Source organism: Actinoplanes sp. URMC 104 (genome assembly GCF_051386375.1).
In the GTDB taxonomy this organism is placed as follows: Bacteria; Actinomycetota; Actinomycetes; order Mycobacteriales; family Micromonosporaceae; genus Actinoplanes.
This window is the reverse complement of sequence record NZ_JBPQTO010000002.1, coordinates 1,664,736-1,689,489: the sequence shown is the minus strand read 5'-3', so window position 1 is coordinate 1,689,489 and position 24,754 is coordinate 1,664,736. Positions and strand designations below refer to the sequence as shown.

At 72.5% G+C, this 24,754-nt stretch carries 25 protein-coding genes; 12 read left to right on the top strand and 13 right to left on the bottom strand.

Annotated elements, in window-relative coordinates; all coding sequences use genetic code 11:
• Positions 1–19: 19 nt before the first annotated feature.
• The gene (locus tag ACSNN8_RS08890; protein WP_436648161.1) at positions 20–856 is read left to right on the top strand and encodes a hypothetical protein; all 837 of its coding nucleotides are present in this window, start codon (positions 20–22) and stop codon (positions 854–856) included.
• On the opposite strand, the gene ACSNN8_RS08885 is transcribed toward ACSNN8_RS08890, so the two are convergent.
• The gene (locus ACSNN8_RS08885; RefSeq protein WP_436648160.1) at positions 853–1,704 is read right to left on the bottom strand and encodes a helix-turn-helix transcriptional regulator; all 852 of its coding nucleotides are present in this window, start codon (positions 1,702–1,704) and stop codon (positions 853–855) included. The two genes, ACSNN8_RS08890 and ACSNN8_RS08885, sit on opposite strands and share 4 nt — an antisense overlap.
• Positions 1,705–1,790: 86 nt before the next feature.
• Between ACSNN8_RS08885 and ACSNN8_RS08880 the strand changes: the two genes are divergently transcribed.
• The 3 genes from ACSNN8_RS08880 to ACSNN8_RS08870 are packed head-to-tail and all read left to right on the top strand — an operon-like array spanning position 1,791 to position 4,471.
• Positions 1,791–2,477, top strand: a complete 687-nt coding sequence (locus ACSNN8_RS08880) for an SDR family NAD(P)-dependent oxidoreductase (protein WP_436648159.1) — start codon at positions 1,791–1,793, stop codon at positions 2,475–2,477.
• 54 nt (positions 2,478–2,531) lie between these two features.
• Positions 2,532–3,656, top strand: coding sequence for an NAD(P)/FAD-dependent oxidoreductase (locus tag ACSNN8_RS08875; protein WP_436648158.1), 1,125 nt, complete (start codon positions 2,532–2,534; stop codon positions 3,654–3,656).
• A gap of 32 nt (positions 3,657–3,688) precedes the next feature.
• On the top strand, positions 3,689–4,471 hold the full coding sequence (locus ACSNN8_RS08870) for an isoprenyl transferase (RefSeq protein WP_436648157.1): 783 nt from the start codon (positions 3,689–3,691) through the stop codon (positions 4,469–4,471).
• On the opposite strand, the gene otsB is transcribed toward ACSNN8_RS08870, so the two are convergent.
• On the bottom strand, positions 4,468–5,274 hold the full coding sequence (gene otsB, locus ACSNN8_RS08865) for a trehalose-phosphatase (RefSeq protein ID WP_436648156.1): 807 nt from the start codon (positions 5,272–5,274) through the stop codon (positions 4,468–4,470). The genes ACSNN8_RS08870 and otsB overlap by 4 nt on opposite strands.
• Before the next feature lie 267 nt (positions 5,275–5,541).
• Here otsB and ACSNN8_RS08860 point away from each other — a divergent pair, with 267 nt between their 5' ends.
• From ACSNN8_RS08860 to ACSNN8_RS08850, 3 genes are all read left to right on the top strand, one after another.
• Complete coding sequence (locus ACSNN8_RS08860) at positions 5,542–6,954, top strand: PhoH family protein (protein ID WP_436648155.1); 1,413 nt, start codon at positions 5,542–5,544, stop codon at positions 6,952–6,954.
• Between the two features lie 301 nt (positions 6,955–7,255).
• Positions 7,256–8,008, top strand: a complete 753-nt coding sequence (locus ACSNN8_RS08855) for a transglycosylase SLT domain-containing protein (protein WP_436648154.1) — start codon at positions 7,256–7,258, stop codon at positions 8,006–8,008.
• Between the two features lie 72 nt (positions 8,009–8,080).
• Positions 8,081–8,872 carry a S1 family peptidase gene (locus tag ACSNN8_RS08850; protein ID WP_436648153.1) on the top strand — a complete coding sequence of 264 codons (792 nt, stop codon included), beginning with the start codon at positions 8,081–8,083 and terminating at the stop codon, positions 8,870–8,872.
• Here the strand turns inward: ACSNN8_RS08850 and ACSNN8_RS08845 are convergent.
• A complete protein-coding gene (locus ACSNN8_RS08845; RefSeq protein ID WP_436648152.1) occupies positions 8,869–9,519 on the bottom strand; it encodes a rhomboid family intramembrane serine protease in 651 nt (216 codons plus the stop codon). The genes ACSNN8_RS08850 and ACSNN8_RS08845 overlap by 4 nt on opposite strands.
• Before the next feature lie 68 nt (positions 9,520–9,587).
• A complete protein-coding gene (gene glpX, locus ACSNN8_RS08840; protein ID WP_436648151.1) occupies positions 9,588–10,631 on the bottom strand; it encodes a class II fructose-bisphosphatase in 1,044 nt (347 codons plus the stop codon).
• 363 nt (positions 10,632–10,994) lie between these two features.
• Here glpX and ACSNN8_RS08835 point away from each other — a divergent pair, with 363 nt between their 5' ends.
• Positions 10,995–11,585 (top strand): DUF4245 domain-containing protein, encoded by a 591-nt coding sequence (locus tag ACSNN8_RS08835; RefSeq protein ID WP_436648150.1) that lies wholly within the window; start codon positions 10,995–10,997, stop codon positions 11,583–11,585.
• A gap of 25 nt (positions 11,586–11,610) precedes the next feature.
• Here ACSNN8_RS08835 and ACSNN8_RS08830 read toward each other — a convergent pair whose 3' ends face one another.
• From ACSNN8_RS08830 to ACSNN8_RS08815, 4 genes are all read right to left on the bottom strand, one after another.
• Entirely contained in the window at positions 11,611–11,814 is a 204-nt protein-coding gene (locus ACSNN8_RS08830) for an exodeoxyribonuclease VII small subunit (RefSeq protein ID WP_436648149.1), read from the bottom strand.
• 16 nt (positions 11,815–11,830) lie between these two features.
• Positions 11,831–13,069 (bottom strand): exodeoxyribonuclease VII large subunit, encoded by a 1,239-nt coding sequence (xseA, locus tag ACSNN8_RS08825; RefSeq protein ID WP_436648148.1) that lies wholly within the window; start codon positions 13,067–13,069, stop codon positions 11,831–11,833.
• Between the two features lie 9 nt (positions 13,070–13,078).
• The gene (locus ACSNN8_RS08820) at positions 13,079–13,666 is read right to left on the bottom strand and encodes a hypothetical protein (protein ID WP_436648147.1); all 588 of its coding nucleotides are present in this window, start codon (positions 13,664–13,666) and stop codon (positions 13,079–13,081) included.
• A gap of 71 nt (positions 13,667–13,737) precedes the next feature.
• Entirely contained in the window at positions 13,738–14,268 is a 531-nt protein-coding gene (locus ACSNN8_RS08815) for a hypothetical protein (RefSeq protein ID WP_436648146.1), read from the bottom strand.
• 74 nt (positions 14,269–14,342) lie between these two features.
• Here ACSNN8_RS08815 and ACSNN8_RS08810 point away from each other — a divergent pair, with 74 nt between their 5' ends.
• Entirely contained in the window at positions 14,343–15,365 is a 1,023-nt protein-coding gene (locus tag ACSNN8_RS08810) for a 4-hydroxy-3-methylbut-2-enyl diphosphate reductase (protein ID WP_436649479.1), read from the top strand.
• Here ACSNN8_RS08810 and ACSNN8_RS08805 read toward each other — a convergent pair.
• On the bottom strand, positions 15,362–16,504 hold the full coding sequence (locus ACSNN8_RS08805) for a DNA recombination protein RmuC (RefSeq protein ID WP_436648145.1): 1,143 nt from the start codon (positions 16,502–16,504) through the stop codon (positions 15,362–15,364). The two genes, ACSNN8_RS08810 and ACSNN8_RS08805, sit on opposite strands and share 4 nt — an antisense overlap.
• 54 nt (positions 16,505–16,558) lie before the next feature.
• Between ACSNN8_RS08805 and ACSNN8_RS08800 the strand changes: the two genes are divergently transcribed.
• Positions 16,559–17,341: a hypothetical protein gene (locus ACSNN8_RS08800; protein ID WP_436648144.1), complete on the top strand. Its 783-nt coding sequence runs from the start codon at positions 16,559–16,561 to the stop codon at positions 17,339–17,341.
• Positions 17,342–17,433: 92 nt separating this feature from the next.
• On the opposite strand, the gene ACSNN8_RS08795 is transcribed toward ACSNN8_RS08800, so the two are convergent.
• The 4 genes from ACSNN8_RS08795 to ACSNN8_RS08780 all read right to left on the bottom strand — a co-directional run bounded on the left by ACSNN8_RS08795 (position 17,434) and on the right by ACSNN8_RS08780 (position 22,744).
• Positions 17,434–18,003 carry a hypothetical protein gene (locus tag ACSNN8_RS08795; protein ID WP_436648143.1) on the bottom strand — a complete coding sequence of 190 codons (570 nt, stop codon included), beginning with the start codon at positions 18,001–18,003 and terminating at the stop codon, positions 17,434–17,436.
• Between the two features lie 199 nt (positions 18,004–18,202).
• Entirely contained in the window at positions 18,203–20,725 is a 2,523-nt protein-coding gene (valS, locus tag ACSNN8_RS08790) for a valine--tRNA ligase (protein WP_436648142.1), read from the bottom strand.
• A 46-nt stretch (positions 20,726–20,771) separates the two neighbouring features.
• Positions 20,772–21,269, bottom strand: coding sequence for a methylated-DNA--[protein]-cysteine S-methyltransferase (locus ACSNN8_RS08785; RefSeq protein WP_436648141.1), 498 nt, complete (start codon positions 21,267–21,269; stop codon positions 20,772–20,774).
• Between the two features lie 74 nt (positions 21,270–21,343).
• Positions 21,344–22,744, bottom strand: a complete 1,401-nt coding sequence (locus ACSNN8_RS08780; protein WP_436648140.1) for a DNA-3-methyladenine glycosylase 2 family protein — start codon at positions 22,742–22,744, stop codon at positions 21,344–21,346.
• 109 nt (positions 22,745–22,853) lie between these two features.
• Here ACSNN8_RS08780 and ACSNN8_RS08775 point away from each other — a divergent pair, with 109 nt between their 5' ends.
• Both ACSNN8_RS08775 and ychF read left to right on the top strand, forming a co-directional pair.
• Complete coding sequence (locus tag ACSNN8_RS08775) at positions 22,854–23,645, top strand: alpha/beta fold hydrolase (RefSeq protein ID WP_436648139.1); 792 nt, start codon at positions 22,854–22,856, stop codon at positions 23,643–23,645.
• Positions 23,646–23,667: 22 nt separating this feature from the next.
• The gene (ychF, locus tag ACSNN8_RS08770; RefSeq protein ID WP_436648138.1) at positions 23,668–24,753 is read left to right on the top strand and encodes a redox-regulated ATPase YchF; all 1,086 of its coding nucleotides are present in this window, start codon (positions 23,668–23,670) and stop codon (positions 24,751–24,753) included.
• The last annotated feature ends 1 nt before the right edge of the window (position 24,754 follow it).

Here is a 24,754-nt window from a genome sequence, read left to right as displayed (position 1 = left end):
GATCGGGTATCTCGCGTAGGTGACGATCGAAGCGGGGCGGCCACGGGCCTTGCGCGCGCTGACCGCCCTGCTGATCGCGACGGCCGCGGCGACCGTCGTGGTCGAGGTGATGAATTACTCGTACGCCCCCGAGCACGGCTTCGGTCTCGCGGTGCGCACCGGCTGGGCGCTGCTGCGCACGCTGGGCTGGCTGCTGCTGATCCGCCAGGTACGCCGCAACCGCGCCGCCGCCCGTCCGCTGGGGCTGATCCTGGCCGTCACGACGGTCTTCGCGGTGGGCCGGCTCGTCGTGCCGCGCTCGGGCCTGCCGCCGCTGCCGGGCGTGGCGGGCTTCGCGGTGCTGGTGCTGCTGTGCGTCGCCGTGGTGGCGCTGCTCTATCGCCACCCGGTGGTGCGCGAGCATCTCGTCCGCCACCCGAACCGCCTGGTGCTGACCCGCTCGGGCGTCGCCCTGCAGGAGGCCGCACCCCGCCGTGCCCCCGTCACCGGCTGGCTGCTGACCGCGCGTCTCGCCGCGTTCACCTACAGCCCGCTCATGCTCGTGCCGTGCCTCATCTCGTTCGGTGAGCTGCGCGACCGTCCGGAGTGGCTGCCGGCCGTGCTGCTCTGGCTGGCGCTGGGCATCGGCGTCAGCTACGCGGTGCTGCTCGGCACCTTCTTCCTGCTGCGCGGCAGGGCGGGCGCCCGGCGCTACCTGGGCTGGCTCACCGTCTTCGTGCTCGCCTGGGACCTGCCGCTCTGCTACTTCCTGCTCGGCGTCGACGGCCTGATCCGCGACGGCGCCCCACTGCTGGCCGCCGCCCTGCTCACCTGGTACGCCCTGCACCGCGCCGCCGGTGCGGCAGAAACCGGCTAGCCGGCCGTCGCCTGCGGGACGCCGGAGACCAGGGCCAGGCGCAGCTTGGTCTCGTCCTCGCTGCCGACGGCGGCGGTGAGGACCACGAGCTTGAGCTCGGCGTCGCCGTCGCTCAGCACGTCGCAGTCGACGGCGATCGGGCCGACCGACGGGTGCTGGATGATCTTGTGGTCCTCGCGGTGGGCGCCCACGGCGCCGGTGGACCAGAGCTCGGCGAACCGGCGGTTGGTCCGGGTCAGCTCGCGGACCAGGGCGGTCAGGCGGCGGTCGTTGGGGAAACGGCCGGTCGCGCGGCGCAGGTCCGAGACGATGGCGGCCTCGGTCGTGTCCCGCGACAACGACGTCACCGGCCACTGCGACAGGTGCGGGGCGGCGCCGTCGGCCGGGAAGCTGTCGCGGGCGAAGTTGCGCAGCGCGGACGGCACCACGGACGGGTCGCCGAGCAGCGCCGCCCAGCCGCGGTTCCACCGGATCAGTTGCCAGTCCGCCGCGAACACGGCGACGGCGGCGGTGTCGCCGAGCCGCCCCAGCATGCGCTGCAGACCGGGCGGGATGTGGTCGGAGATGTCGGCCGGCGGCGCGATGCCGGCCAGCCGGTACAGGTGGTCCCGCTCGGCGGCACTGAGCTGCAGCGCCCGTGCGAGGGCGGCGACGACCTGGGCCGACGGGGTGACGAAGCGGCCCTGCTCGAGCCGTACGACGTAGTCGACCGAGATGCCCGCCAGCCCGGCGAGCTCCTCGCGGCGCAGCCCGGCCGCCCGCCGCCCGTGGCCGTCGGGCAGGCCCACCTCGGCGGGGGAGAGCCGGTCGCGCCAGGCCCGCAGGGTCGCTCCGAGTTCCGAAGTCATGGTCCGATTGTTGCGCGCGGGCGGCGGGCGAGGGTGGTAACAGTCTTCCCTGGCCGGCCGCGGCGGGCCGACCGACGATGGGACGCATGACGATCACCTTCATCACCGGGGCCAACAAGGGCCTCGGCTACGAGACCGCCCGCCGCCTCCTCGAGAGCGGTCACACCGTGCTGCTGGGCGCCCGCGACGCCGTCCGGGGAGCCGCGGCAGCCGAGCAGCTCGGCGCCCGGTTCGTCCGGATCGACGTCACCGACGACGCCTCGGTCGCCGCCGCGGTCGCCGACGTGGAGCAGCACGAGGGCCACATCGACGTATTGATCAACAACGCCGGCATCCCGGGCACGTACGGCTCCACGAGCGTCGCCGACATGCGCGAGGTGCTCGAGGTCAACGTGGTCGGCGTGGTGCGCACCACCGAGGCGTTCCTGCCGCTGCTGCGGCGCTCGGCCGACCCCGTGGTCGTCAACGTGAGCAGCGGGATGGGGTCGCTGGCGGCCACGCACGACCCGTCGCGGCCCGAGTCGAAGGCCGTCTTCCCGGCGTACACCTCGTCGAAGGCGGCGCTGACCATGCTGACGACCCAGTACGCCAAGGCTCTGCCGGACATCCGCATCAACGCCGCCGACCCCGGCTACACCGCGACGGACTTCAACGGCAACTCCGGCCCGCAGACCGTCACCGAGGGCACCGACGCGATCGTCGCGCTCGCCACCGAGGGCCCCGGCCACGGATCCGGCCGGTTCGTCGAGCGCCACGGCGAGATCGCCTTCTGAGTGCCCCGGACGGTCGGGATGCCGTCTCGCTGCTGATCACCGTAGATTCGCGGCATGCACCTGTTCGATGTCGCGATCGTCGGCGCCGGGCCGGCCGGGTCGGCGGCGGCGCTGGCGGCGCGTCGTGCGGGGGCCACGGTGCTGCTGCTCGACCGCGCCGACTTCCCGCGCGACAAGCCGTGCGGCGACGGCATCGCGGCCGAGGCGGTGACCGTCCTGCATGGACTCGGCGTGCGCGGGGTCACCGACGGCCATCCGGCGATCGAGCGGCTGCGGCTGGTCGCCCCGGGCGGTACGGCGGTGGCCCGCCCGCTGCCGAGGCCGGCGCACACCGTGCCGCGGCGGGTCTTCGACGAACGGCTGGTGCGGGCGGCCGTCGGCGCGGGAGCGGAGCTGCGGCGGCACACCGTACGGTCGGTGCGCCCGGACCGGGACGGCGTCACGATCGACGACCAGTACCGCGCGGCCGTGGTGATCGGCGCGGACGGGGCCGGGTCGGTGGTGCGGCGGGCGCTCGGCAACGACGCCAACCCGCCCGGCCACCTGGCGATCGCGATCCGGGGGTACGCGCCGACCGCCAACACCACCGAGCAGGTCATCGTCACGACGCGGCAGCGCTGGCCGGCGTACGCCTGGGAGTTCCCGCTCGGCGACGGCACGGCCAACGTCGGGTACGGCGAGGTGCTGCGCGGCGAGCCGCTCTCCCGCGCGTACCTGCTTGATCGCCTGCAGCAGCTGTTGCCGACGGGGGAGCCGACCGGCGTGCGCGGGCACCACCTGCCGCTGTCCACCCACCGGCCGTCGCCCGCCGCCGGACGCGTGCTGCTGGCCGGCGACGCGCTCTCGCTGATCAACCCGTTCACCGGCGAGGGCATCTTCTACGCCGTCCTCTCCGGTGCGCTCGCGGGTGCGGCCGCCGCGACCGGGGCGCACGACGTCGCCGGCCGCTACCGCACCGCGCTGCGCCGGCGGCTCGGCCGGCACCTGCGGCACTCGGGGTTCGCGGCCTGGCTCTCCAAACAGCCGCGCGTGGTCGACGCCGCGGTCGACGCGGCTGCCCGGAACGGCGCGGTCTTCGACCGGATGGTGGAACTCGGCCTCGGTGACGGAGTTTTCGACGTTCGCACGATCGGGCGCATCGCCTCCCGGTTGGGTCACCGTCACCCGGCCACCCCTTGAGTCGCTACCCGCGAGGACTAGGGTTTGAGGCGATGAGTCTGCGGTCGTTGATCATTACTCCGTTCTACCGCGTGTACGAGCGGCGGCTGGCCGGCAAGCTGGCCGGCAAGCCCGTGCCCCGGCACGTCGGTGTCATGTGTGACGGCAACCGCCGCTGGGCCCGCGAGATGGGCTTCGTCGACCCCAACGACGGCCACCGCGTCGGCGCGGCCCGGGTCAAGGAGCTGCTCACCTGGTGCGACCAGGCCGGCATCAAGCACGTCACGCTCTATCTGCTGGCCACCGACAACCTGCGCCGCCCGGCGGCAGAGCTCGACCCGCTGCTCCAGATCATCGAGGACCTCGCCACCGAGCTGGCCGAGGACGGCAACCCGTGGCGGCTGCGCATGGTCGGCGCGCTCGACGTGCTGCCCGCCTCGACGGCGACCGCGCTCAAGGCGGCCCAGGAGAAGACCCGCAACCGTACGGTCGGGGTCGAGGTCAACATGGCGGTCGGCTACGGCGGGCGCCGGGAGATCGCCGACGCGGTGCGTTCCCTGCTGCACGAGCAGGCCGCGGCCGGGCGCACGATCGAGGAGATGGCCGAGATCCTCGACGTCGAGCACATCGCCGAGCACCTCTACACCCGCGGGCAGCCCGATCCCGACCTCGTCATCCGCACCAGCGGCGAGCAGCGGCTGTCCGGCTTCCTGCTGTGGCAGTCGGCGCACTCGGAGTTCTACTTCCACGACGCGAACTGGCCCGATTTCCGCCGCATCGACTTCCTGCGGGCGCTGCGGTCGTACGGCAACCGGCAGCGCCGTTACGGGGCCTAGAAGCGCTCGAGGCCCTCGGCCAGGAAGGCCGCCACGGCGTCGGGGGAGTCGAGGGTGAGGTCGGCGGCGCTGGACACCTCGGCGCCGGTCTCGGGGTTGGCGACCGCCACCGCGACGCCGAAGAACGACGGGTCGACCGCCTCGCGGGCGCGCAGCGCGTCGAACGCCTTGATGTCGGACATGTCGTCGCCGAAATACCACGCGCAGCCCGCGTCGCGGACGCCCTCGGTGATGACCATGCCCTTGTCCTGGTCGACCGGCGGCTTGAGCTCGACGACCATGCGGCCCGCCTGCACCCGCAGCCCGAGGCGCTCGGCCTGCTCGTGACCCCAGCGCTCGACCGCGGCGGCCTGGTCGGGCGCCGTGCGGTAGTGCAGGGCCACGGACAGGCGCTTGTACTCCACCAGCACGGCCTGCGGCAGCTCGGCCTTGGCCTGCTCGGCGAGGTCGGCCATGGCCGGCACCCAGGGCAGCGCGGCCGGCTCGGTGACGACCTCGCCCTCGTGCCAGACCTCGAGGCCGTAGAGCCCGTAGAGGTCGACGCCGCCCAGCGACGAGAACCGCGAGCGCAGGAAGCTGACCGGGCGGGCCGAGACGATCGCGACCCGCTGGACGACCTTGGCGAGACGCTCGAGGACGCCGAGGACGGCCGGTGCCGGCTGGGAGGCGTCGGGGTCGTCGGTGACGGGCGAGAGCACGCCGTCGAAGTCGAAGAAGAAAGTGGTCGCCGAGGCGTTGTCGACGGTGAACGCCCACGCCTGGTCGATGCTCAGCGGATGGGTCGGACGCGGAGTCTGTGCCACGAGGTCAGATTACCCGCCGGACGTCGGGATGCATGCCACAGAATTCAGCTGGGAGTCGCTCGTCACCCGTTTTTGCGTACTACCGCGTAGCGCAGTTGACCGCTAGCGTTTGGGTCATGGCACGGGGTCATCCCGAGCCAACCGGCCGGCCCGGACCTGCGACAAGTGCGCCACGGGGCCCAGCATCCCGACCCCGTGCATCGAGACCGGGCTCCGGAGGTGGCGGACCGCGGGCGTACCGGGTTGCACGCCCGCTGGAGCAGGCCTGTGACATCTCGCCGTTCTGACGCCGACGTCGCTTCCGCCGACGCGGCCGCCGAAGTCTCCACGAGCCGAGCCGGAACGGGACGCAAGTCCCGAGACAGGCACGCTGACGCTGAACCGGCCCCCGAGGGCCGTGTTTTCGTTCTGGACACTTCGGTCCTGCTGTCCGACCCGGCGGCGTTCCGCCGGTTCTCCGATCACGAGGTGGTCATCCCGCTCGTGGTCATCTCCGAGTTGGAGGGCAAACGCCACCACCCCGAGCTGGGCTGGTTCGCGCGGCAGTCGCTGCGCATCCTCGACGAGCTGCGGATCAAGTACGGCCGGCTCGACCAGCCGGTGCTCTGCAACGACGAGGGCGGCACCCTGCGGGTCGAGCTCAACCACGCCGACCAGAGCGTGCTGCCGCTGGGGTTCCGGAACGACTCGAACGACACCCGCATCCTGTCGGTGGCCCTCGGGCTCGCCGCGGAGGGGCGCGACGTCACGCTGGTCAGCAAGGACATGCCGCTGCGGGTCAAGGCCGCGTCGGTGGGCCTGAGCGCCGACGAGTACCGCCACGGGCAGGCCAGCGACCCCACCTGGACGGGCATGGCCGACCTGACGCTCGGCGAGGAGCAGGTGAACGCGCTGTACGGCGGGGAGGAGCTGGAGCTCGAGGAGGTCGCGCACCTGCCCTGCCACACCGGCCTGGTGATCCACTCGTCCCGCGGGTCCGCGCTCGGCCGGGTCAGCCCCGACAAGACCGTCCGGCTGGTGCGCGGTGACCGGGACGCGTTCGGCCTGCGGGGCCGCTCCGCCGAGCAGCGGGTGGCGCTCGACCTGCTGCTGGACGAGTCGATCGGCATCGTGTCGCTGGGCGGCCGGGCCGGCACGGGCAAGTCGGCGCTCGCGCTGAGCGCCGGCCTCGAGGCGACCATGGAACGCAACCGCCACAAGAAGGTCATCGTCTTCCGTCCGCTGTACGCCGTGGGCGGCCAGGAGCTGGGCTATCTGCCCGGCACCGAGAACGAGAAGATGTCGCCCTGGGCGCAGGCCGTCTTCGACACGCTCGGCGCGGTCGTGCACGCCAATGTGGTGGAGGAGGTCATGGCCCGCGGGATGCTCGAGGTCCTCCCGCTGACCCACATCCGCGGGCGCAGCCTGCACGACGCGTTCGTGATCGTCGACGAGGCCCAGTCGCTCGAGCGCAACGTGCTGCTGACTGTGCTGTCCCGCATCGGGCAGGGGTCGCGGGTCGTTCTCACTCACGACGTCGCCCAGCGCGACAACCTGCGCGTCGGCCGGCACGACGGCGTCACGGCGGTGATCGAGGCCCTCAAGGGGCACCCGATCTTCGCCCACGTGACGCTGACCCGTTCCGAGCGGTCGCCCATCGCCGAGGTGGTTACCGACCTGCTCGAGGAGATTCCACTCTGAGTAGCCGGGGGAACCCGTGCTGTGAGTGCGGGTTCCCCTCCGGAGTGACACGATTCCCGGGCTTTTTCACCCGGTTTGAGCGGGAAATTGTTGTGAGCAAGTTCACAACACCGCGTCGTCATTTCACATCCACTTCACGGTGAGCCATGGTGGCTGACGAGCGCCACGCGTGACCGCCGACGATGGAGATCGACTGCGATCGGTGTGCCGGCCCGAGCGGTCGCGGGTGCTTGCGACATGGATTCACCACCAATCCCCCGGTGGCCGTGCCGCGCCCTTGCCCCCGACGAAGGGATACTTCGTGAATCGGCTCTGGAGCCGGGTCGGAGTACGAGTGACCGCGGTCGGCCTGCTGGTAGCGGGCGCAGCCGGCGGTGTCTACCTCGGAACGGACCGGGAAGTCCAGCAGCAGAGCGCGGAAGCGAGCGTCGTCGCGCAGATCGCCGTCGACGACTCCCAGCTGCTGAAGCAACGACAGGCCGAGCACGCCGCCGCGCGCGCGGCGCAGCGGGAGGCGGCGGTCAACGCGGCCGAGAAGGCTGCCGCTGCCGCCAAGGTTGCCGCCGGCAAGGCGCACACCGCCGAGCGCAAGGCCATCGCCCAGAAGGCGGCCGCCGCCAAGGCCGCCGCTGCCGCCGCGGCGAAGAAGAAGGCCGAAGAAGAGGCCGCCGAGGAGTCCTCCGGCGGTGGGTCGTCCTCGGGCGGCGGATCGACCGAGTACACCGGCGACATCCCCGCCTCCTGCAGCGAGTACAGCGGAACCCGCGAGATCGGCTGCGCCCTCATGCTCGAGGAGGGCTTCAAGATCTCCCAGTTCCCGTGCCTCGACAAGCTGTGGAAGAAGGAGAGCGGCTGGAACCCGGAGGCCGAGAACCCCAGCTCGGGCGCGTACGGCATCCCGCAGGCGCTGCCGGGCAAGAAGATGGCCTCGGTCGCGAGCGACTGGCGGACCAACCCGGCCACCCAGATCAAGTGGGGCCTGGGCTACATCGAGGGTCGCTACGACACCCCCTGTGGCGCGTGGGGCCACTCGCAGGACACCGGCTGGTACTAAAGCCGGCAGGCATCATCGGACGGGCCGCGCGGCTAACCGCGCGGCCCGTTCTGTTGTGGTCAAATTATCCGTATGGCCCGAAATGTCGTTTCGCTGGTGGTGGCCGGGGTCCTGGCCGCGGTGCTGGCGACCGACGGCATCCCCGCGCACGCCGGGGACACGGCCCGCCCCGTGGTCGGTGGCCTGGTCGCGCCGCAGGGCAAGTTCCCCTGGGCGGTACGCCTGTCGATGGGCTGCGGCGGCGCGCTGATCGAGCCCCGCGTGGTGCTCACCGCCGGGCACTGTGTCGACGGCACCGGCCGCAACGACAGCATCCTGGTCACCGCCGGGGTTGCGGACCTGACGGCGCGCGGCGCCCAGACCGCGCGGTCCGAGCGGGTTGTCCGTGCCGAGGGCTTCGTCGACGAGACGCGCGGCGACGACTGGGCGGTCATCCGGCTCGACCGCCCCCTGCACCTGCCGACGCTGCGGATCGCCAAGGAGCCGGTGGGCGACGGGCGCTACGTGGTGATGGGCTGGGGCCAGACGCGCGAGGACTCCCTGCAGCAGGAGCAGCGCCTGCACTACGCGGCCGTGCCCGTCGTGCCGGACGCGAAGTGCCTGGAGGCGTACGGGAAAGCGGGTGTGAAGCTCGTGCCGGACGAGCAGATCTGCGCCGGCTTACCCGGCGTCGACACGTGCCAGGGCGACAGCGGCGGGCCGATGGTGGGCCGCGGCCGGCGCGGCGAGTGGGTGCAGGTGGGGATCGTGAGCTGGGGGCTGGGCTGCGCCCGCGACGGATACCCCGGCGTCTACACCCAGCTCTCCACCTTCCGGCCGGCGATCAAGGCGGCCGTCCGGAAGCTGCGCCAGGAGCCTCGCTAGAAGCCCAGGGTGGCGTCGAGTTTCGGCGCCCGCGGCCGCTTGCGGCGGAACAGGATCGCCGCGATGGCGCCGCCGAGCAGGCCGAGCGCGTGCCCCTGCCACGAGATCGGCTGGTCGGTCGGCAGGATGTTGTAGAGCTGGTACCAGTACAGAAGCCCGATGAACGCGGCCACGCCCAGGTTCCACCAGGAGCGCTCGACCAGACCCCGGGTGAGCAGCAGGCCCAGATAGCCGAAGATCACGCCGCTGGCGCCCACGACCACGCTCTGCGGGTCGCCGACGAACCAGACGCCCAGCCCGCTCACCAGCATGATCACAAACGTCGACCAGATGAACCGCTTGGTGCCGCCGGCCAGCGCGAACGTGCCCACCAGGATCAGCGGCACCGCGTTGCCGTAGAGGTGGTCCCACCCGGCGTGCAGGAACGGGCTGAACAGCACGCCGTCGAGGCCGTCGACGCGGCGCGGGATGATGCCGCCCGCGACGTCGAGCTGGCCCGCGCCGACGCCGACGTCGATCGCCTCGATGAGGAACAGCACCGGGATGACCGCGCACATGGTCACGAAGGCCCGGCCGAGCGACGCGTAGAACGCGTCGGTGCCGAACTTGGCCTCTGCGTCGGCTCGCGTGTCCGTCCCGTAACTCATCTTTCGATAGTTCCAGGCGGAGTCGAGGCCCGCCAAGCGGACGGGCCTCCCTCAGCTTTCTCTCATTTTCAGATGACCGGGTCGCCCTCGCCGAGCGGGACCGTCGGCAGGTGCCCGTCGAAGTCGACCGCCGAGTACATCGCGAGCTTCTCGAGCCGGTGGTACGAGTCGATCACGCGGATCGTGCCGCTCTTGGACCGCATGACGATCGACTGGGTGTGCGCGCCGCCCGAGCGGTATCGCACGCCCTTGAGCAGGTCGCCCGAGGTGACGCCGGTGGCCACGAAGAAGCAGTTGTCGCCGGTGACCAGGTCGTCGGTCGTGAGCACCCGGTCGAGGTCGTGCCCGGCCGCCAGCGCCTTGTCGCGCTCGGCCGCGTCCTGCGGCCACAGCTTCGCCTGGATCATGCCGCCCAGGCACTTGAGCGCGCAGGCGGCGGTGATGCCCTCGGGCGTGCCGCCGATGCCCATCAGCACATCCACGTCGGACTCGAGCCGGGCCGCCGAGATCGCCCCGGCGATGTCGCCGTCCGAGATGAACTTGATGGTCGCGCCGGCCTGGCGCACCTCCTCGACCAGCTGGGCGTGCCGGGGCCGGTCGAGGATGCAGACCGTCACGTCCGAGATGCTCGACCGCTTCGCCTTGGCGATGCGGCGCAGGTTCTCCTTGGTGCCGGCGTTGATGTCGACGACGTCGGCGCAGTCCGGCCCGACGGCGATCTTCTCCATGTAGAAGACGGCGCTGGGGTCGAACATCGCGCCGCGCTCGGCCACTGCCAGCACCGCCACGGCGCCGGGCATGCCCTTGCTCATCAGCGTCGTGCCGTCGATCGGGTCCACCGCCACGTCGACCTCGGGGCCGGTGCCGTCGCCGACGCGTTCGCCGTTGAACAGCATGGGCGCCTCGTCCTTCTCGCCCTCCCCGATCACCACGGTGCCGCGCATCTGGATCGAGTTGATCAGCTTGCGCATGGCGTCGACGGCCGCGCCGTCTCCGCCGTTCTTGTCGCCGCGCCCGACCCAGCGACCGGCGGCCATCGCGGCCGCCTCCGTGACACGGACCAGGTCGAGGGCGATGTTGCGGTCGAGATCCTGCGGGACCCGTGCGGGCATGGGCGCCTCCTCGCGACGATGCGGGGTGAATGCACCGATCCTCACACGCGCGGACGCGCAAAGTCCCGCCCCGGCGACATGGTTAACAATGGGTGGGTGGAACCCACGTCGCCCGCCCCTTCCGGCCCGACCGGCCGAACCGAGCCGGCCGCAACCCCCGCTCCCGGTCCGGCCGCGGCTCCGGCTCCCGCGACCGCGCCGCCGCCCGCCGACGCAGCCTCGGGCGCGTCGCCCGCCGCTCCGAGCTCGGTGGCCCCTGCTTCAGGCGCGTCGGTCCCTGCTTCGGGCGCGTCGGTCCGTGCTTCGGGCGCGTCGGCCCCTGCTTCGGACGCGTCGGCCTCCGCTGCGGGTGCGTCGGCCGCGGTGCCCGGTGAGGGCGACGAGCCGGCTGCCGGCGCGGGCGGCGTCGCTGTCGCGGCGGAGGAGGCGCCGGTCCGGCTCGGGCGGCGCGAGGAGCGGTCGCCGCGCGACATGGTGCTGTCGCTGGCCGTGCTGCTCATCCCGATCGCGCTGCTGCTGACCTTCTACCGCCTGGTGCTGGACGGCGACAAGCCGATCGCGGTCGACCCCACGCCGACGATCCAGGAGGCGCAGCAGGCGAAGGCGTTCACCGTGCTGCTGCCCCAGGGCCTCGGCGACGACTGGCACACGTCGAGCGCCACCTTCCGCCGGGCCGAGAACGGCGCGACGCTGCGGCTCGGCTACGTCGACCCCGACAAGGACCCGATCCAGCTGGTGCAGAGCAGCGTGCCCTCGGCGACGCTGCTGCCGACCGAGCTGACCGACGAAGCCAAGCCGATCGGCACGTTCCGCGCCGACAACGGGGTGTGGCGCCTCTACAGCGGCCGGCCGGGCGAGCAGGCGCTGGTGCTGGCCGACCAGTCGCGGACGGTGCTGGTCGTGGGCAAGACCGACGTCGACAACCTCGAGGCGCTGGCCGGCGCGCTGCGGTGACGCCCTAAGCCGTCGGAGCGGGCGGCTAGTCGTCGGTGCGGGCGGCGCGGGCTGCCTCGATGCGCTCGCGGGCGCCGTCGAGCCAGCGCTCGCACACGTCGGCCAGCTTCTCGCCGCGCTCCCACAGCGCGAGCGACTCCTCGAGCGAGCTGCCGCCCTGTTCCAGCCGCTCGACCACGGTGGCCAGCTCGGTGCGGGCCTGCTCGTAGCTCAGCTTCTCGTCGCTCACTGCGTCTCCATCCGGCTCACTCGTCGTCTCGTACGGCTGCTCGCAGCTCACCCTCGGCGAGCCGCACCCTCAGCAGGTCGTCGGCCTTCACCTCGTCGGCGGCGCGCACGACGTGGCCGTCGGAGCGCTGCACGATCGCGTAGCCCCGCTGAAGCGTCGCCGCGGGGGACAGCGCCCGCAGCCGGGCGACGGTGTGGCGCAGGTCGTCGTCGGCGCGGCGCAGGCGGTGCTCGAGGTTGCGCACGGCCCGGTCGCGCAGCGCGGTCACGTCGGCGGCGCGCTGGTCGACCAGCAGCTCGGGCCGGGCCAGCGAGGGACGCGAACGCCACGACTCGATGCGGTGCGTCTCGCGCTCGATCAGCGTGAGCACCGCGCGCTCGATCCGGCGGCGGGCCACGTCGATGAGCTGCGTCTCCTCGCCGAGGTCGGGCACGATCCGCTTCGCCGCGTCGGTCGGGGTGGAGGCGCGCAGGTCGGCCACGTAGTCGAGCAGCGGCGCGTCGGTCTCGTGGCCGATCGCGCTGACCACGGGCGTCCGCGCGCCGAACACCGCCCGGCAGAGCGCCTCGTCGCTGAACGGCAGCAGGTCCTCGACGCTGCCGCCGCCGCGGGCGATCACGATCACGTCGACGGTGTCGTCGTTGTCGAGCACCTTGAGCGCGTCGACGATCTGGGGAACCGCTGTGGGCCCCTGCACCGGCACGTTGATCACCCGGAAGTCGACGGCCGGCCAGCGGCGGCGCGTGTTCATCAGCACGTCGCGCTCGGCGGCGCTGGCCCGCCCGGTGATCAGGCCGATGCGCCGGGGCAGGAACGGCAGCCGGCGCTTGCGCTCGCGGGCGAACAGACCCTCGGCCGCCAGCAGTTTCTTGAGGCGCTCGAGCCGGGCCAGCAGCTCGCCGAGGCCGACCTGGCGGATCTCGTCGGCGCGCAGGCTGAGCGTGCCGCGGGCGGGATAGAACTCGGGCTTGGCGTGCAGTGTGACGCGGGCGCCCTCGGCCAGCTCGGGCGCGCCCGAGTCGAGCACGTCACGGTGGGCGGTGACGGTGAGGCTGAGGTCGGCCGAGGGGTCGCGCAGGGTCAGGAACACCACCGTGGAACCGGGGCGGCGGCTGATCTGCGCCACCTGGCCGTCGATCCAGACCCAGCCCAGCTTGGCGATCCACGAGCCGATCTTCTGACTGACGACACGGACCGGCCACGGCTCGTCGGCGGAGCTCTTGGGCGGTGCCGCGGTCGGCTCTGGCTCACTCACCCGGCCAGACTACGGAAGCCCTCCGACATTCTCGTCGTCCGCCGCACGGGCCCGGTGCTCCCGGCTGGGCTGGCCGGCGTTGCGCTCCTCGGCGTGCATCGACGGCCGCGGTGTCTTGCCGGGCCGGCGCGGCTCGGACCGCCGCGGCGACGGCAGCAGGCGGTCGGCCACCACCATCACGATCATCCCGGCGCACAGCCAGAAGAGCAGGTCGGCGACCGTACGCGCGGCGTCGAACCGCCACCCGCCGGGATCGCGGGCCAGCATCGTGAACGGATAGCCGTGCCGCACCGCGTACCCGGGGGAGCAGCACCCGACGGCGAGCGCCGGGATCGCGCCGGCGACCAGCCCGAGCCCCGCGACGAGCCCGCCGGCGATCCAGGCGAGCCGCGCCGGCCGGCGGCCGAGCCGGCTCACGCCCAGCAGCAGCAGGCCGGTCACCAGCAGCACCACGTGGAACACGACGTACGACACGGAGACCAGGCCCATGGCGAGGTTCAGCACGCCGAGCGCGACGAGGGCCCAGCCCACGATCAGCCGGAGCGTCGCCATCGAGGAGGCGAGCAGGCCGGGTTCTTCCTCGGCGGCGGGCGGCATGCGTCCGAGTATCCAGCCGGAACCGCCCGATCACCGGCGAATCGGCCTCTTTCGGCCGCGCGGGGGACGGGTCAGCGCGTCGTGCCGCGGGGCCGGCGCGCCACGACGGCGATCACGACGAGGATCAGGCCGACGTACGACCAGATCAGCAGGTCGACGCCGAGCGTCAGGAAGTCGACGGTCCACGACGCGGATTGCGCCAGGCGCCGGGCGGTTTCGAAGTCGCCCGCGAGGGCGCCCTGCTGGGCCCAGTGGAACGGCCAGCCGCGGTCGGTGATGTACGCGAAGTCGCAGCACGTCTGCGACCGCCCGGCGAGCAGCCCGGCCGCCGTGCCGGCCAGCGCGAACACGCTCATCACCACCGCCGTGGCCCGGCGCGGCAGCCGGACGCGGTGCGGCATGAGCAGCACCAGGCCGCCGACCGCGAGCACCGTGCCCACCGCGACGTCGAGCACCACGGTTTGCACGTGCAGGTTGAGCAGGATCCAGGTCAGCCCGCCGACCAGCGACACCGCGCCCAGCACGAAGCGCAGCGCGCGACCGGTGACCACCCACCACGGCGCCGGTTCGACCGTTTCGTCCCGCTGTTTCTCGTCCAGCATCCGACGAGTATCCCGGTCCCTGCCCGGCCGGTCGAGTCCGCAGCCGCCACCTGTGGACAACCCCTGTGGCGCTGATCGCAGCCGGGCCGGCATCGAGGAGGGGCACGTACCATGGCCGGGTGAGCGAACCTTCCAAGCGTGTGTTGCTGGCCAAGCCGCGCGGCTACTGCGCGGGTGTCGACCGTGCGGTGCAGACCGTCGAGGAGGCGCTGAAGCTCTACGGCGCCCCGGTCTACGTGCGCAAGCAGATCGTGCACAACAAGCACGTGGTCAGCACGCTCGAGGCCCGCGGCGCGATCTTCGTGGAGGAGAACGAGGAGGTCCCCGAGGGCGCGACCGTCGTCTTCTCGGCCCACGGCGTCGCCCCCGAGGTGCACGAGCAGGCCAAGGCGCGCAACCTGCGGGCCATCGACGCGACGTGCCCGCTGGTCACCAAGGTGCACCACGAGGCCAAGCGGTTCGCCAAGGACGACTACGACATCCTGCTCATCGGCCACGAGGGCCACGAGGAGGTCATCGGCACCTCCGGCGAGGCCCCCGAGCACATCCAGCTCGTCGACGGCCCCGACGCGGTCGACCAGGTCGTGGTGCGCGACCCGTCCAAGGTCGTCTGGCTGTCGCAGACCACGCTGTCGGTCGACGAGACGATGGAGACCGTCGCACGGCTCAAGACCCGCCTGCCGCTGCTGCAGTCGCCGCCCAGCGACGACATCTGCTACGCCACCCAGAACCGTCAGCACGTGGTCAAGGAGATCGCGCCGGAGTGCGACGTGGTGATCGTCGTCGGCTCGGCCAACAGCTCCAACTCCGTACGCCTCGTCGAGGTCGCCGTCGACGCGGGCGCCCGCGCGGGCCATCTGGTCGACTACGCCTCCGAGATCCGCGACGAGTGGCTCGAGGGCGCGACCACGGTCGGCGTCTCGTCGGGCGCCAGCGTGCCCGACGACCTGGTGATGGAGGTGCTCGCCCACCTGGCCCAGCGCGGCTTCGGCGAGGTCACCGAGTTCACCACCGCCGAGGAGCGCCTGACCTTCTCCCTGCCCCAGGAGCTGCGCCGCGACATGAAGGCGGCGCAGGCAGTGGCGACGCAGGCCTAACGGGGTTCGAGCAGCTCGGGGGCCTGGGGCTGGCGCGGGGCCACCTCGAGCTGGGCCGGCGTGGGCAGGTCGTCGTCCGAGACGCCCATCTCGGCGAGCTTGCGCGCGCTGACCAGCACCCGTGACTCGAGCGAACCGACGGCCCGGTTGTACGCGGTGACCGCGCCGCCGAGCGAGGCGCCGAGCTTGCCGACGTGGTCGCCCAGCGTGGCGATCCGGCCGTACAGCTCGCGCGCGATGCTGTGCACCTCGACGGCGTTGCGGGCCAGCTCCTCCTGCCGCCACGAGAACGCGACCGTGCGCAGCAGCGCGATCAGCGTGGCCGGCGTGGCGAGCACCACGTTGCGCCGGAACGAGTGCTCCATCAGCGACGGGTCGTGACGCAGCGCGACGTCGAGGAACGGGTCGGCGGGCACGAACAGCACCACGAAGTCGGGCGCCGACTCGAACGCGGTCCAGTACTGTTTGGCGGCCAGCGCGTCGACGTGCGAGCGCAGGTGGCGGGCGTGCTGGTCGAGGAAGCCGTCGCGGGTGCGCTCGTCGCGTGCCTCCAGCGCCGACAGGTACGCCTCCAGGGGCGCCTTCGCATCGACCACCACCGTGCGGCCGCCGTGCAGCCGCACGACGAGATCGGGGCGTACGCCGGAATTGTCGGTTGCCGCCGTGACCTGCTCAGCGAAGTCACAGTGTTCCAGCAGGCCCGCCGCTTCCACGATCCGGCGCAGCTGATGCTCGCCCCACCGGCCGCGCGTCTGGGGCGTACGCAGGGCGGCCACCAGCTGCTTGGTCTCGGTGCGCAGCTCGCCCGAGACCGCGCTCATCGTGCGCACCTGTTCCCGCAGCTCCGCGTACGCGTCGACGCGCTCGCGCTCCAGCTCGGCCACCCGGTCCTCGTAGCGGCGCAGCGTCTCGTGCAGCGGCGCCACCGCACGCGCCACTGCCTCCTGCGACTGGGCCGTGGCCTCGTACGACAGTGCCCGCATCGACTGCTCCAGGCGCTCCTCCCCGTCGGCGCGCGCCTGCACGGTCGCCTCGAGCCGTGCGATGTCGGCGGCCGACCGCAGCCGCGCGGTCAGCCACCCGAGGGCAGCGCCGGCGGCCAGGCAGACGAGCACCACGACCAGCGTCGAAACAGTCACACACCGGAGACTGCCAGACCGTGGCTTCGTGAATCGCGAGGGTACCGTTGAAACATGAGCGTGTTGCTGATTCTCGGCATCGTCATCGTCGTCCTCCTCGTCGTTCTCCTGGCCCGCCGCAACGGCGCGGCCTCGCAGCAGACCCGGCTCGAGGACGCACGGGCCGAGGCCCAGCGGTGGTACGAGCGCCTCGGCGGGCAGCTGATGAACCTGCACGGCGACGACGCGGCGGCCCGGCAGGCGCTCTCGGACGCGAGCGAGCGCTACAACGCGGCCGGCGGCCAGTTGCAGCAGGCCAACACCGTCCGGCAGTACGAGCTGGCCCGCGAGTCGGCGCTCGAAGGCCTGCAGTACGTGCGTGCCGCCCGCCTCGCGATGGGCATCGACCCCGGCCCCGAGCTGCCCGCCCTCGCCGCCGCGCAGGGCGCCGGGCAGCTGACCAAGGAGCGCGAGGTCAGCGTGCAGGGCCAGCACTACAAGGCGGGCCCGCAGCCGGGCCCCGACACGCCGTACTACTACCCCGGCGGCCGGGTGCAGGGCCGTCCGGTGCCCTCCGGCTGGTATTCGACGCCGGTCTGGAAGACCGCGCTCGGCGCCGGCGCCGGCGTCCTCGGCGGCATGCTCATCTTCGACGCGCTGCTGTCCCCCGGCTTCGGCGACATGGGCTACGGCGACGGTTTCTCCGACGGCTACTCCGAGGCCGCCCAGGACTTCGGCGGCGGCGACGACATGGGCGGCGCGGAGGCGAGCGGCGACTTCGGTGGCGGCGGCGACTGGGGAGGCAGCGACTTCGGCGGCGGCGACTTCGGTGGCGGAGATTTCGGCGGCGACTTCTGACCCAAGGCGACGCCCTCAGCGGCGCCCGTGCAGCGGCGGATCTCCGGCCGGTGACTCCAGCCTGCGGCGCCGGCCCGGTCCCGGCCGGCGGCTCAGCTCGCCCGCGCTGCGTCCTTCTCGTCCGCCGGCAGGTACCTGGCGAGCTCCCGGCGCAGGCGTCGCGGGCTCGGCCACACCTCGCTCAGGTCGGCGGTGAACGACTGCCCGTCCGGCGTCTCGGCCAGCGGCGGCGGCCCCGCCTCCTCGCCCTGCACGGGGTGGACCCGGTCCATGTCGACCGGGGTCACCTCCAGCACGTTGCGGAAGCCCTCCCTGCGCACGGTCACGTGCTGGATGTCCGCCCAGGCCAGCATGATCGGATCGCTCTCCTGGGCGGCCAGCTCGAGCCCGCCCGACGAGACGCGCACCCACGTCCGCAGCGAGCCCCGCGTCGAGTAGGCGTAGGCGCCCGCTGCGAGCGCCGCCACCACGGCGGCCTGCAGCGCGGTCTGCCACCACCGCTTGCCGGCCCCGCCGTCGCCGAACATCGCGACCACCGGTGACACCAGCGCGAACGACACCATCAGCAACAGAAAGAGCGCGACGAACGTCCGCACCGGCGACGACTTGAACAGCACGGCGTCGCGGGCGGGCGCCTCGACCTGCTCGGGCGCGATCGACATGCCTTTCATGCTGCCCTGCCCACGCCCCCCGCTCGGCCCGTTTCGCCAGAGCCGCGCCGACCCCGCCCACCAAGCGGCACCCCGCACTCAGCCCGCACCGGCTCGCCCGCCAAGCGGCACCGCACACTCAGCCCGCACTGCCGCACCCGGCCCGCACCGCCGCACCCGACGCGGCGCCGCTGGGCCGGCAGCGCGGCCGTCAGAAGGCGCAGGCGATCACCAGCTCCGGCGTCCGGTCGGGCAGCGTGTCGAGCTTGGCGATCCGGCCGGCGGACTTGACGTCGTCCTCGACCAGCGCCAGCCGTTCGAGCAGCTCGGCCGGCCCCAGCGCCTCGGCCAGCGGCACGTCGGCCTTCATCGACAGCTTGCGGTCGGATTTCGCCCGCCGCACCTGCCGCAGCGCGTCGCCGGCCAGGTCGAGCAGCGAGGCGTCCCCCTCGCCGGCGACCCGGGTCAGCTCGTACGGCGTCGGCCACGTCGACCGGTGCACCGACCCGTACCGCCACCACGACCAGACCTCTTCGGTGACGTACGGCAGGAACGGCGCGAACAGCCGCAGCAGCACCGACAGCCCGGTGGCCAGCGCCGCGCGCGCCGAGTCGGCCGCGGGGCCGGAGGCGTACGCCCGCTCCTTGACCAGCTCGATGTAGTCGTCGCAGAACGTCCAGAAGAACGTCTCGGCCGCCTGCAGAGCGTCGGTGTGGTCGTAGCTGTCGAACGCCTCGGTGGCAGCGGTGACCACGGTCGCGAGCCGCGCCAGCATCGCCCGGTCGAGCGGCTCGGTCACCGGCTTGCGCAACGCCTCCGCCGCGCCCAGCCCGAGCGCGAACTTCGACGCGTTGAGCAGCTTGGTCGCCAGCCGCCGCCCGACCTTGATCTGCGCCGGGTCGAACGCCAGGTCGGCGCCGGGCCGCCCGTTCGCCGCCCAGTAGCGGACCGCGTCGGCCCCGTTCTGCACGAGCAGGTCCATCGGGGTGACGACGTTGCCCTTGGACTTCGACATCTTCTTGCGGTCGGGGTCGAGGATCCAGCCGGACAGGACCGTCGTGTGCCAGGGCAGCACGCCGTCGGACAGCTCGGACCGCAGGAGGGTGGAGAACAACCAGGTGCGGATGATCTCTTGTCCCTGCGGGCGCAGGTCCATGGGGAAGACGCGGGGGAGTAGGTCGCCGGCGACGATCTGCGGGGTCAGCGACGAGGTCGCCCAGGTGTCCATGACGTCGGGGTCGGCCGTGAAGCCGCCCGGGACGTCGCGCTGCGACTCGTCGAACCCGGGCGGGCACTCCGAGGAGGGGTCGACCGGCAACGCCGATTTCTCCGGTATGAGAAACTTCGTGTAGTCCGGTTCGCCAGCGTTGTCGAGCCGGTACCACACCGGGATCGGCACGCCGAAGAACCGCTGACGGCTGATCAGCCAGTCGCCGGTCAGGCCGTTGACCCAGTGCTCGTAGCGGTGCCGCATGTGCTCGGGGAACCACCGCAGCTCGCGCCCGCGGGCGATCAGCCGCTCGCGCAGCTCGGGCTCGCGTCCCCCGTTGCGGACGAACCACTGCCGGCTCGTGACGATCTCGAGCGGCGAGTCGCCCCGCTCGTAGAACTTGACCGGGTGCGTGATCGGCCGCGGCTCGCCCAGCAGGTCACCGGTCTCGGTGAGGATCCGGACGATCTCGCGCCGCGCCGCGTTGACGGTCAGCCCCGCGAAGTCGCGGTAGGCCGCCTCCGAGACGCCGTCGGGCCGGTCGGCGAGGAAGCGGCCGTCGCGCCCCAGCACGACCCGCGTGTCAAGCCTCAGGTCGCGCCACCAGGTGACGTCGGTGACGTCGCCGAACGTGCAGACCATCGCGATGCCGGTGCCCTTGTCGGCCGCCGCCATCGAATGCGCGAGGACGGGGACCTCGACGTCGAAGTAGGGCGTGCGGACGCTGGTCAGTCCCTCGTAGCGCGCGTCGCCCGGGTGATGGACCAGCGCGACGCAGGCCGGCAGCAGCTCCGGCCGGGTCGTCTCGACCTCGACCGGGCCGTCGGGGCCGTGGAACCGCAGCCGGTGATAGGCGCCGGGTCGTTCCCTGTCCTCGAGCTCGGCCTGGGCGACGGCAGTGCGGAAGCCGATGTCCCACAGCGTCGGGGCCTCGGCCGTGTACGCCTCCCCGCGCGCCAGGTTGTCGAGGAAGGCCCGCTGCGAGACGGCCTGCGATCGCCGCCCGATCGTCGTGTAGGTCAGGGCCCAGTCGACCGACAGCCCGAGCCGCCGCCACAGCGCCTCGAACGCCTGCTCGTCCTCGGCGGTCAGCCGCCCGCACAGCTCGACGAAGTTGCGCCGTGAGATCGCCACGGGCTGTTTCGGCGGGGTGGCCGGCGGCTGCCACTGCGGGTCGTAGGGCAGCGCGGGGTCGCAGCGGACACCGTAGACGTTCTGCACCCGGCGCTCGGTGGGCAGGCCGTTGTCGTCCCAGCCCATCGGATAGAAGACGGTCTTGCCGCGCATCCGCTGGAACCGCGCGACGGTGTCGGTGTGCGTGTAGGAGAAGACGTGCCCCATGTGCAGCTCGCCCGATACGGTCGGCGGAGGCGTGTCGATCGCGTACACGTCGGCCCGCTCCTTCGAGCGGTCGAACGCGTACGTGCCCTCCTCCTGCCAGGTGCGCGCCCACTTGTCCTCGAGGCCGTCGAGCGACGGCCGCTCGGGCAGACCGGCGCGCCCGGTCGTTCCCGTATCAGTCATGGCTGAATGCTACGGCCGAGCGCCGGCATCGTCGGGGGATTAATCGTCACGCCGCCGCCTCGTGATCGAGCAGCAGCCGCTTGACCGGCAGGCCCCACCGGTAGCCGCCGAGCGACCCGTCGACCCGCAGCACCCGATGGCACGGGGTGAACGGCGCGACGGGGTTGCGGGCGCACGCGGAGGCCGCCGCCCGGATCGCCGCCGGACGACCGCTGAGCCGAGCGAACTCCGTGTAGGTCACCGGGGCGCCCGGCTTGATCTCGCGCATGACCCGCCACGCGTGCCGGATGTATTCGCCGCCACTGTGCTGCTCGACCACGACGGCGTCGAGCGCCGTCTTGTCGCCGTCGAAATAGGACCGCACGTGGCCGGCGACCGGCCCCACGTCGTCGGCCGGCTCGGCGGGCGCGCGCAGGAGCGGATGGACCAGGTCGAGCAGCTCGCTCACCTGATCGGTGAAACCGGCGGCGCGCACGGCGCCCGTGCCGGTCACGACCACCGTGAGCGGGCCGGCGGGGGTGTCGAGGGTGCGGTATTTCAACATGACGTCCTCCAGGGGGTTGCGACACAGCTTGGCCCTTCCGGACCCGCCGTGCGGGGGCTGTGGACAAGTCTTTTTCAGGCGGCGCGCCACAGGCGGACGAGCGCGTAGGAACGCCACGGCCGCCACCTCTCCGCGTACGCCGCAAGGGTTTTCGGGGTCGCCGGCAGGCCCAGGGCCCGGGCGCCACGGCGGGCGGCGAGGTCGGTGGGGAGGAAGACGTCCGGGTCGCCGATCGCGCGCATGGCAACGTATCCGGCTGTCCACAGGCCGACCCCCGGCAGCTCCACCAAGCGCGCTACCGTTTCGTCGCGGTCGGCGCCGGGATCGAGATCGAGCTTGCCGTCCGCCACCGCGTCCGCCAGCGCGCGGATCGTCCGGCGCCGGGCCGCCGGCATGCCGAACGCGCTGTCCGGCAGGTCGGCGACCTCGGCCGCCGACGGAAAGCCGGCCAGCTCGCCCGGCCGCACGTGCGAGCGGATCAGGCGGCTCAGCGTCGTGCGCGCGCCGGACACGCTGACCTGCTGCCCGACGATCGCTCGCACCGCCAGCTCGAAGCCGTCCGCCGCGCGCGGGACCCGTACGCCCGGCTCGTCCGCCGCCAGTGCGCCCAGCGTCGCGTCGACGGCTTCGGGATCCGCGTCCAGGTCGAACAGGCGCCGGCAGCGGGCCACGGCCGGCGCCAGATCGCGCACGTCGCCGAGCCGCAGCGTCGCCGAGATCCAGCGGTCGGCCGGGGTGAGCGAGACGGTCGCGCTCCCGTGCGGCAGGGACAAACCCCGGCGGTACGTGTTCCCGTCGCGCTCCTCGACCCCCGGCAGCGCGCGCGTGCCGAGGAAGTCCAGCAGCGCGGGCACGTGCAGAGGCGGCCGGTACGCGAGCCGCAGGTTGATCGTGCCGGCCTCGGTGCGCGTGACCGGGCGCCGCTCCCGCAGCGCGCTCGGCGCCTGGGCGTACACCTCGAGGATCGTGTCGTTGAACTGCCGTACGCTGCCGAAACCGGCCGCGAACGCGATCTCGGCAAGGCCCAGGTCCGTGGTCTCGATGAGGATGCGCGCGGTCTGCGCCCGTTGCGCGCGGGCGAGCGCGAGCGGGCCGGCGCCCAGCTCCGCGGTGAGCAGCCGGTTGAGGTGCCGCTCGGTGTAGCCCAGCCGGCTCGCCAGACCGGGCACGCCCTCGCGGTCGACCACGCCGTCGCCGATCAGCCGCATCGCCCGCCCGACCAGGTCCGCGCGCACGTCCCACTCGGGGGAGCCGGGCGCGGCGTCCGGGCGGCAGCGCTTGCACGCGCGGAACCCGGCGCGCTGGGCGGCGGCCGCGCTCGGATAGAAGCGGACGTTTGCGCGCTTCGGGGTCATCGCCGGGCAGGACGGGCGGCAGTAGATGCCCGTGCTGGTCACCGCGGTGCAGAACCAGCCGTCGAAGCGCTGGTCCCGGCTGTCCACGGCCCGGTAGCACCGTTCGAAGTCCAGTTCCATGGCGTCGAGTCTGCTCCCGCGGACACCTTCGTGGCTGGCGGGATTCGGACATCGCCATCGGATGTCAACTTTGGTTGACGGCTCACGTGGTGTCAACTACGGTTGACGTATGAGAACACTGTCGTCGCCGGACATCCGGTACCGGACCTTCGGCTCGGGCGGTCCCAAGGTCGTGCTCCTGCACGGCGGACTGCAGAGCTCGGCCAACTTCACGCGGCTCGCCGCCGCGCTGGCCACCACGTTCACCGTCTATGTGCCCGACCGGCGCGGGCGCGGCCGCAGCGGTCCGGCCGGCCCGGACCACGGGCTGCACACCGAGATCGACGACCTCGCGGCGGTGCTCGACGAGACCGGTGCGGGCAACGTCTTCGGGCTGAGCTCCGGCGCGATCATCGCGTTGCACGGCGCGCTTGCGCTGCCGCGGATCGAGCGGCTGGCTCTGTACGAGCCGCCGCTGCGTCACGGCGGCTTCGACCCGGTCGCGTGGCTGCCGCGCTACGAGAAGGAGCTCGCCGCCGGGCGGACCGCCGCCGCGTTCGTGACGGTCACGAAGGGCACAGGCGACCTGCCGTACGTTCCCCGGGTCGCGCTCACCCCGCTGGTGCGCCTGTACCTCCGCAACGATCCCTCCGTACGGGAGCTGGTGCCCACGATGCGGCTGGACGCCACGGTCGTGCAGCAGGCCGACGGGCCGTTGAGCCGGTACTCGGCGGTCACGGCCGAGACGCTCCTGCTCGGCGGCGAGCGCTCGCCGGCGTACCTCAAAGGGGTCCTGAACGGCCTGGAGCCGGTGCTGCCCAGGGTGCGGCGGGTGACGCTGAGCGGCGTGGGCCACGTCGCGGCCGACAACAGCGGCCGCCCCGAGCTGGTCGCGGCGGAGCTGCGCAAGTTCTTCCGGTAGGCGCTGCGTAGACTGGCATTCCGTGAGCCTCACCATCGGAATCGTCGGCCTGCCGAACGTCGGCAAGAGCACCCTGTTCAACGCCCTGACCAAGAACGACGTGCTCGCCGCGAACTACCCGTTCGCGACGATCGAGCCCAACGTCGGCGTGGTCGGTCTGCCCGACGAGCGGCTGACGAAGCTGGCCGAGCTGTTCAGCAGCGAGAAGGTCGTGCCCGCGCCGGTGAGCTTCGTCGACATCGCCGGACTGGTGCGCGGCGCGTCGAAGGGTCACGGCCGCGGCAACGCGTTCCTCGCGAACATCCGCGACGCGTCGGCGATCTGCCAAGTCGTGCGCGCGTTCAGCGACCCGAACGTGCTGCACGTCGACGGCAAGGTCTCGCCCGCCGACGACATCGAGACGATCAACACCGAGCTCATCCTCGCCGACCTGCAGACGGTTGAGAAGGCGCTGCCCCGCCTGCAGAAGGAGGCGAAGCTCAAGAAGGACCGCGCCCCCGCGGTGGCCGCCGCCGAGGCCGCGTTCAAGCTGCTCAACGACGGTGTCACCCTGCACGCCGGCGCCGCCGCCGCGGGCATCGACGTGCCCCTGCTGGCCGAGCTGCACCTGCTGACGACAAAGCCCTTCCTGTACGTCTTCAACGTCGACGAGGCCGAGCTGAACAACGCCGCGTTCCTCGACGAGCTGCGCGCCCTGGTCGCCCCCGCCGAGGCCGTCTTCATGGACGCGAAGATCGAGTCCGAGCTGATCGACCTGCCGCCGGACGAGGCCCAGGAGCTGCTCGAGTCCACCGGCCAGACCGAGCCCGGCCTCGACCAGCTGATCCGCGTCGGCTTCAACACGCTGGGCCTGCAGACCTACCTGACGGCCGGCCCCAAGGAGGCCCGCGCCTGGGTGATCCCGGTCGGCGCCACCGCCCCCGAGGCCGCGGGCGTCATCCACAGCGACTTCCAGCGCGGCTTCATCAAGGCCGAGATCGTCAGCTACGACGACCTGATGGCCGCAGGCTCCATGGCCGCCGCCAAGGCCGCCGGCAAGGTCCGCATGGAGGGCAAGGACTACATCATGAAGGACGGCGACGTGGTGGAGTTCCGCTTCAACGTCTGAT

What these genes read in the sequence shown, in the direction of transcription:
- ACSNN8_RS08885 (WP_436648160.1), bottom strand. Translation starts at nt 1,704, where the DNA reads ATGACTTCGGAACTCGGAGCGACCCTGCGGGCCTGGCGCGACCGGCTC.
- ACSNN8_RS08880 (WP_436648159.1), top strand. Translation starts at nt 1,791, where the DNA reads ATGACGATCACCTTCATCACCGGGGCCAACAAGGGCCTCGGCTACGAG.
- ACSNN8_RS08875 (WP_436648158.1), top strand. Translation starts at nt 2,532, where the DNA reads ATGCACCTGTTCGATGTCGCGATCGTCGGCGCCGGGCCGGCCGGGTCG.
- ACSNN8_RS08870 (WP_436648157.1), top strand. Translation starts at nt 3,689, where the DNA reads ATGAGTCTGCGGTCGTTGATCATTACTCCGTTCTACCGCGTGTACGAG.
- ACSNN8_RS08850 (WP_436648153.1), top strand. Translation starts at nt 8,081, where the DNA reads ATGGCCCGAAATGTCGTTTCGCTGGTGGTGGCCGGGGTCCTGGCCGCG.
- ACSNN8_RS08845 (WP_436648152.1), bottom strand. Translation starts at nt 9,519, where the DNA reads ATGAGTTACGGGACGGACACGCGAGCCGACGCAGAGGCCAAGTTCGGC.
- glpX (WP_436648151.1), bottom strand. Translation starts at nt 10,631, where the DNA reads ATGCCCGCACGGGTCCCGCAGGATCTCGACCGCAACATCGCCCTCGAC.
- ACSNN8_RS08820 (WP_436648147.1), bottom strand. Translation starts at nt 13,666, where the DNA reads ATGCCGCCCGCCGCCGAGGAAGAACCCGGCCTGCTCGCCTCCTCGATG.
- ACSNN8_RS08815 (WP_436648146.1), bottom strand. Translation starts at nt 14,268, where the DNA reads ATGCTGGACGAGAAACAGCGGGACGAAACGGTCGAACCGGCGCCGTGG.
- ACSNN8_RS08800 (WP_436648144.1), top strand. Translation starts at nt 16,559, where the DNA reads ATGAGCGTGTTGCTGATTCTCGGCATCGTCATCGTCGTCCTCCTCGTC.
- ACSNN8_RS08795 (WP_436648143.1), bottom strand. Translation starts at nt 18,003, where the DNA reads ATGTCGATCGCGCCCGAGCAGGTCGAGGCGCCCGCCCGCGACGCCGTG.
- valS (WP_436648142.1), bottom strand. Translation starts at nt 20,725, where the DNA reads ATGACTGATACGGGAACGACCGGGCGCGCCGGTCTGCCCGAGCGGCCG.
- ACSNN8_RS08785 (WP_436648141.1), bottom strand. Translation starts at nt 21,269, where the DNA reads ATGTTGAAATACCGCACCCTCGACACCCCCGCCGGCCCGCTCACGGTG.
- ACSNN8_RS08780 (WP_436648140.1), bottom strand. Translation starts at nt 22,744, where the DNA reads ATGGAACTGGACTTCGAACGGTGCTACCGGGCCGTGGACAGCCGGGAC.
- ACSNN8_RS08775 (WP_436648139.1), top strand. Translation starts at nt 22,854, where the DNA reads ATGAGAACACTGTCGTCGCCGGACATCCGGTACCGGACCTTCGGCTCG.